This is a genomic window from uncultured Marinobacter sp. (genome assembly GCF_963974375.1).
Classification (GTDB): Bacteria; Pseudomonadota; Gammaproteobacteria; order Pseudomonadales; family Oleiphilaceae; genus Marinobacter.
This window is the reverse complement of record NZ_CAXBDN010000245.1, coordinates 1-6,688: the sequence shown is the minus strand read 5'-3', so window position 1 is coordinate 6,688 and position 6,688 is coordinate 1. Positions and strand designations below refer to the sequence as shown.

Sequence of the window (6,688 nt, the reverse complement as noted above, 5' to 3'; positions counted from 1 at the left end):
CCCGGCTCAGCAGGCGCTCAACCGCCCCCAAGGCAGAGCCCCTGGATGCGGCGGCAAACAGCACCACGAACTCCTCACCACCGTAACGGACGATAACATCAGAGGAACGACTCATTTCCACCATCAGCGCCGTAAACTCCCTCAGTACGTAATCGCCCGCCAGATGTCCCCAGGTGTCGTTAAGGTGTTTAAAGTGGTCAATATCGAACATGGCCAGCGCAAATCCCACGCGTTCCCGCGCCCAGGCGCCAATCATCTCGTCGATACGGGGGAACAGATAGCGTCGGTTATGAAGCCCGGTGAGAGGATCCCGGATCGACTGATTAACCAGCTCCTGCTCCAGGCGGTCCCGATCCAGTGCTCCTGAAATCAGCGCGGCCACGACAATCAGCAAGTCCGTCTGATCTTCTCGCCAGCGACGAACCGTCTCCATATCCATACCGAAAAAGCCCGACACCAGGCCTTTGGAGCGAACAGGCACATTAAACAGTGAGACAACCCCCTGTTCTTCCAGCAGTCCCCTCTCGAGCGCTGCGTCCTCAGGCAGTTCAGACACATCCTCAATGAACAGTATCCGCTGATCATGGATCATCGAATCCATTTGTCGATGCCACCAGGCAAAGTGGCAAATTGGTATCCGCTGTTGTGTATCAATCAGGGACTTCACGCCCTCGCGGCACCACTCATGGGTATTCGTCATGAGTGAGTTATTGTCACTGAACGCATAGAGGTAGGCGCGGTCCACCTCGAAAAACGCCCCCACGTCAGCCAGTAGTTTCTGGATACGGCGATCAGTATCACCGAATCTTCCGGTCATGAAGTCTGCGGACAGGTCGGCGAGCAGGTGTTGAAAACGGGCCTGGTAAGCAAACTCGGATTCGCTGGCCCGCAAACTTTGCTCCAGATCCTTATGGGCCTGAATATCCGTAAATTGCCCATACCAGAGAGTAGAGCCATCCACCTGACGTTCGGGCATCGAATTTGCCTCGAACCAGTGATATTTCCCGGACGCAAGCCGCATGCGAGCCTGAAATTTCCAGGGGGTCAGGTTTTGTGCAGAGTCGAGGACGCTTTCAGTCAGACCTCCGGTATCCTCCGGATGGATGCGCTCAAACACTTTACTGGCATCTTGCCGAAGCTCATCTGGATCAATTCCAAACAGGTCCCGGACCCGGCTGCTGATATAGGGGTAGCGGTGGGCACGACCATCCGCGCAGCTCCAATAGGTAAAAATGATGCCAGGCACACCAGAAGCGAGTTTGCGAAAGAAATCCGGAAACTCCAGGTCATCCAGATCATCTGAGCGAGAACGCGTCATGGGAACTCCAGTATCAAGATTCGACCAGTGTCCCGTCTGGCTAATGTTCTAAGATTAGCCGATAACCCAAAATCCTGTTAACTTTCCGGACACATCACCCGCGGCTTGACGGAATTTCGATTCAAATCGTTTCCTGTATCAACACCTTCCATCGCTGACCCCGGCTTCCCAGCTGGCACCGAGCACGTCGTTACGATAAGGGTTCACTCTCTGGCCGCTTTCAGCCGCCTGCAGGCCCACGCGGTAAGCCTCTTCCACCGAATCCTGCTCAGATACCCTGTGGTTGATCGAACGCAGCCGCCGTAAAAACCGGACCACATCCTCCGCCGCCATCATCATGGCCGGCACCATGAAAATGGTGGTCAGGCTCGCGAACAGCACGCCAAAACCCAGAGACACCGCCATGGGCACCAGAAACGCCGCCTGGGGACTGGTTTCAAAAGCCAGGGGCGCCACCGCCAGGGAGGTGGTCAGGGTGGTCAGCACGATCGGTCGGATACGTCCCGCCAATGACTCCAGCAACGCCTCCCGCAGACTCTCACAGGCCGGCCGCAGCTGATTGACCCGGTCAATCAGTACCAGGTTGTCATTGATCACCACGCCACTGACCGCCACCACCCCGATAATGGACCACAGGGTCAGGTCATGGCCCAGTAGCATATGACCGAGGAATGCGCCCACCATGCCAAAGGGGATTGCCAGCAGAATCAGCACCGGTTGCCAGTAACGGCCAAACATCATGGTCAGAACAAAAAACATGGCCAGCAGTGCTGCGGCATAGCCAACGGTGAGGTAGTTGACGAACTTTTCAATACTGACCGGCTTGCCGGCCACCGCCCAGCGGGCACCCTGCCATTCACCGGCCAGGCTGGCGAGGAACCCGTTCTCCAGGTAAGTCATCACCCGACCCGGCGAGGTCAGCCGGGGGTCCACATAGGCCGTCACTGACACACTGCGATTGCGGTCAAAGTGCTGAATGACCGCCGGCCGCTCCCGCCGCTCCGGGGCAGCCAGCGCGATCAGGGGTGCCACCGACTGATCGGCCAGACGGACCGGCAGCTGCTCCAGATGACCCAGGCTGTCACTCTGCACTTCCGGCAACCGCAGTACCACCGGCACTTCGTGGTCGCCCTGGGGCAACTGATCCACCACAATGCCCTGGAACGCCTCCTGTACCTGATCACCCAGCCGGGTTTCGGTCAGCCCCCCGAGACGGGCTCCGGGGCGCACCTGAAGGTCGATCTCGGAGAACCGGGAGCTCATGCCGTTGGACACTTCAGACACCCCGGAAATACCCCTGAGCTCGTCTTCCAGTGCTGCCGCGAGGCCTTCCAGCACCTCCAGATCAGGATGGTACATATTGATGTGAATATCCGGCAGCACCCGATTGATCATGGTCTCGAACCGCATCGACACGGCACCGGGCATGTCCGGCTGCAGCTGCCGCCACTGCTCCCTGACCTGATCCGGGGTAAGCGGCAGCTTTGTGCCCCGGGCCATGGCCACGGTCACCCTCGAGCGCAGATAAGCAGCTCGACGTAGATATCATCAATAACCGGTTGCTGATGTTCCTCCTGCAACAAGCGACGCAGTTCCTGGGCAGAACGCTGCAGCGTCCCGGTGGCCCGTAACACCCGCTGGCTGCTGGTTCCGGGTGGAAATTCCACGTCCACCATGACCTTGTCACCGATCACCTGGGACTGAAAAGTGACACTCAGCCAGCCGCTGTGAAGCAGGGCCAGACAGATCACGAACATCGAGACAAACCCCATCAGCACCAGCCCGCGACCGTTCAGGGCCGAGTTCATGGCAGGCAGGACGGTTTTGCGGATGCACCGGTCGAACCAGGCATTCACCCGGTGGCTGAGACTGCCGGATGCCTCCTGCGCATGACGCATGGAGTGGGCCAGATGGGAAGGCAGAATCCACAACGATTCCACCAGCGACAGTGCCAGCACCGTTATGGCCACCACCGGCACCACCCGCATCAGATCCCCTTCCGGTCCGGGCAGAAACATCATCGGTAAAAAGCCAATGGCGGTGGTGATCACGGCCACCGTGATCGGCAATGCCACCCGGCGCACGCCCTCCACCACGGCGTCGGTTCCTGCGCCCATCCGCCGGGCCTGATCATCCACACTTTCACCGACGATCACCGCATCATCCACCACAATGCCCAGCACCAGAATGAAGGCAAACAGCGAAATGGTATTGAAGGAAAAACCGGTCAGCGGCAGCACCATGCAGGCACCGATCATGGCAACAGGAATGCCCAGCCCCACCCAGGCCGACAGCCGCAATCCAAAGAACACCGCCAGCAGCACAATCAGCATGATCAGGCCCTGTCCCGCATTCTTCCACAGCAGATCGGACCGGTCGCGATACTCCAGCGAATCGTCCTGCCACAGAATCAGCGCCATACCGGATGGCAGGTCAGCGGCTTCCACAAACCGGTGAACCGCCTCAGCGGTATCCACCACGTCCTGGTTACCGATCCGGTAAACATCCAGAGCCACCGCCGGACGACCGTTGAACCAGGACGCCATCGCATCCCGGCTAAAGCCATCCCGGACAAAGGCGATGTCCCCCAGGGTCAGGCGTTCGCCCTCGTCGGTACGCCTTACAGTAACCTCACGATAGGCTTCCGGACTGGACACTGTTTCCCCGGACAGGATCAGGGAGTTAGCGTTGGTGCCACGCAGAACACCACCAGAGGCCCGGCCCAGATTGTCATCAATGGCTTCGGCAATGCCGGCAAACGTAAGGTCGTAGCGATAAAGGGTTTCCCGGGCCACTTCCAGCGCCACCTCGCGCTCCGGCAGGCCTTCCAGCTCAACATCAGCAATGGCCGGTTGATCCAGCAGCTGGCCCCGCAACTGCCAGGCCACTTCATGCAGGGCCCGTGGCGTGGCATCTGCCACAATCAGCAGGCGGGCAACCCGGTTGCGGAATATGGCTTCTTCCACTACCGGATCGTCGGCGCCCGGTGGCAGGCTTGCCAGGGTTTCCACCCGTGCCGCCATCTGATCACGGACCTTTCCGGACGCATAGCCTTCCACCACATCCACTGTGATCGAACAGATGCCCTCCCGGGATTCACTGCGGATATGGGTGGTTCCTTCAATGGTGTAAAGCGCCGTCTCCAGCGGCGCACAGAGCGTCTGCTCGACCACTTCCGGCGACGCGCCCTGCAGTTTTGCCACTACGCCAATGCGATCCAGGGGCAGATTCGGCAAGGTTTCCTGGCGGGTCTGGGGGATCGCCACAAAACCGCCCACCAGCAACAGCAGTGCCAGCAGGTTGGCCACTGCGGGGTTACGGGTAAACCACTCGATGCTGCGAAACATCAGTGGGTCCTGATAATTCTGGCCACGGGCTGGCGCTCACTGTTGTCGGGTTCGCCCACAACGCGGACCTCCGAGCCTTCCAGCAGGTGATCGGTTCCCTGTGCCAGAATCCGGTAACCCGGTTCAAGGCCCGCCGTCACGTAGATCACCGAGTCATCGCGATGAACCCACTGAATTTCACGGCGATGAATCCGGTTACTGGCATCCAGCACCCAGACATGGCTGTTGGTGATCATGGCAGAGCGGGGAATGGTGGCGACTTCCGCCAGCCGCCGGCCCTGTATTTCAGCCTCCAGATAGACCCGGGGCTCCAGCGGCACCGATCCGGAGTCCGGGTCCACTTCGGCAATCAGCCAGCTCATCTGATTACTGCTGACCCCGCTCTCGCGGCGGGTAATCACCCCGTCCCACTGACCCGCGCTGCCGCCGAAGTTGCCCTTCAGGCGGACCGGTATGCTCAGTTCCTGATCCGGGGTCTCGGTGAACGCCGCCATCAGGTCCAGCCAGTCGTTGGGCACCGGCAAGCGCACCTCCATTCGATCGGAGCTGAAAATCTGGCCAAGGGCCTCGCCGGCGCTCACGGTCTGCCCCACCGAGACACTCACCTGCTCGAGCCTGCCACTGAACGGTGCCCTTATGGTCGCCCGTTCCAGCTCGCTGCGGGCCCTGCGCAAGGACACCTGAGCCACGTCAACCCGGGCTTTTGCCTCCCGCAACTGGGGAACGTTCAGGGCAAATTCGGTGGCATTGCGACTGGGACTGCGACGGGCAATGGTGGCGTTGGCTTCGGCCTGCTCCAGATGAAGTTTTGCCGCCTCCAGATCATGCCGGCGCTGGGCCACTTCCAGCTCGAACGGCTCCGGATCCAGGCGTATCAGCATTTCACCCGCCTCGACCCAGGCGCCGTTCGCCAGGCGCTCCGACACCGCTACCACCTCACCACCGGAACGAAAGGCCAGAGCAAGACGATCCCGGGCCTGGGCGGTGCCCTGACTCCGCAGGGTCAGGGTAACCGGTGCAATTTCAACCGGGTGGACGGGCAGTTCCGGCGCAGCAAGGCGGGCGGTGCGGACCACGGTATCCTGCGCTTCCCGGTAAATGACCACTAGCACCAGCAGCAACAGTGCCAACACCCACGCGGATGCGTACCGCGGATCACTCACCCAGCGGCCGGGTACAGATCTCAGGGAATTCATTATTGCGGTGCCTCCTCCATGACGGGCGGCACTAACATATCAGCAGTTCTACAGCATCCGCACGCCCCGGCAACCGGAAGTGCAGACCGGTTCCTCATGACTATCAGATCGTTCAAGCCCACCGGCAACCTGGCGTTAAAAAGGGTCACTTCACAAGGTGTTACAGCCGTTTTCAGACACGGCATGTCGCTGCAGACGTGAGAAGTTTCGGAGCGTTTCATGAAACTGCGTTCACGACCGGGCGTCATTAGCGAACGCTGAGATGAGCGCCACAATTTCAGACGCCAGCTCCGTGGTACAAAATCGGCCGCAACCAGATGGACACAGTGCCCCGTCTGGTTCATTCGTTGACCTACTGCGCGAATTAACCAGGCGGGGCACTAGCTAACCGAAAGGAGACGGACGATGACAGGTTTTTTCAGGACACTGATTTCAAGAGGCTTTCTCTATTTTTTTGTGGTACTGGCGGTGCTCGCCATCGCAGTATTTGACTATGACAGCAGCCGATTATTCCTGTGGTTCCTGCTGCCCTACTATGCCCTGGGCCTGCTGCTGCAGTTGCTGATGCCCAAACACCAGGCCCCGCTGGAAGAGGGCGAGCTGACCAACGATGTGGTGTCCAACGCCTTCATGTTTCTCCTCAATGGCGTGCAGAACCTGATGGTAACCCTGTTTTTTGGCCTGGCATCGGCAAGCCTGCTGATTCATTTCGGCCGGCTTGATCCCTCGTTTGGCCTGTCGAACCTGCCCATGTGGGAACAGGTGATCTGTGGCCTGCTGATTTTCGATTTCATGTTCTACACCACTCACCGGCTCGCCCACACCGT

Annotated in this window: 5 protein-coding genes; 1 reads left to right on the top strand and 4 read right to left on the bottom strand. The window is 59.6% G+C overall.

Translation table 11 applies throughout. From position 1 onward, the window contains the following. The 4 genes from AAC035_RS17045 to AAC035_RS17030 form a co-directional block, all read right to left on the bottom strand. The coding region (locus AAC035_RS17045; RefSeq protein ID WP_339806262.1) for a diguanylate cyclase at positions 1 to 1,318 on the bottom strand (1,318 nt) is incomplete at its 3' end. Positions 1,319 to 1,456: 138 nt separating this feature from the next. Then, positions 1,457 to 2,818, bottom strand: a complete 1,362-nt coding sequence (locus AAC035_RS17040; RefSeq protein WP_339806261.1) for an efflux RND transporter permease subunit — start codon at positions 2,816 to 2,818, stop codon at positions 1,457 to 1,459. 8 nt (positions 2,819 to 2,826) lie between these two features. After that, positions 2,827 to 4,665 (bottom strand): efflux RND transporter permease subunit, encoded by a 1,839-nt coding sequence (locus tag AAC035_RS17035; RefSeq protein WP_339806259.1) that lies wholly within the window; start codon positions 4,663 to 4,665, stop codon positions 2,827 to 2,829. After that, positions 4,665 to 5,861: an efflux RND transporter periplasmic adaptor subunit gene (locus AAC035_RS17030; protein WP_339806257.1), complete on the bottom strand. Its 1,197-nt coding sequence runs from the start codon at positions 5,859 to 5,861 to the stop codon at positions 4,665 to 4,667. Before AAC035_RS17030 ends, AAC035_RS17035 begins: the two co-directional genes overlap by 1 nt. 405 nt (positions 5,862 to 6,266) lie before the next feature. On the opposite strand from AAC035_RS17030, the gene AAC035_RS17025 reads away from it, so the two are divergent. Further along, the coding region (locus tag AAC035_RS17025; RefSeq protein WP_339806256.1) for a hypothetical protein at positions 6,267 to 6,688 on the top strand (422 nt) is incomplete at its 3' end.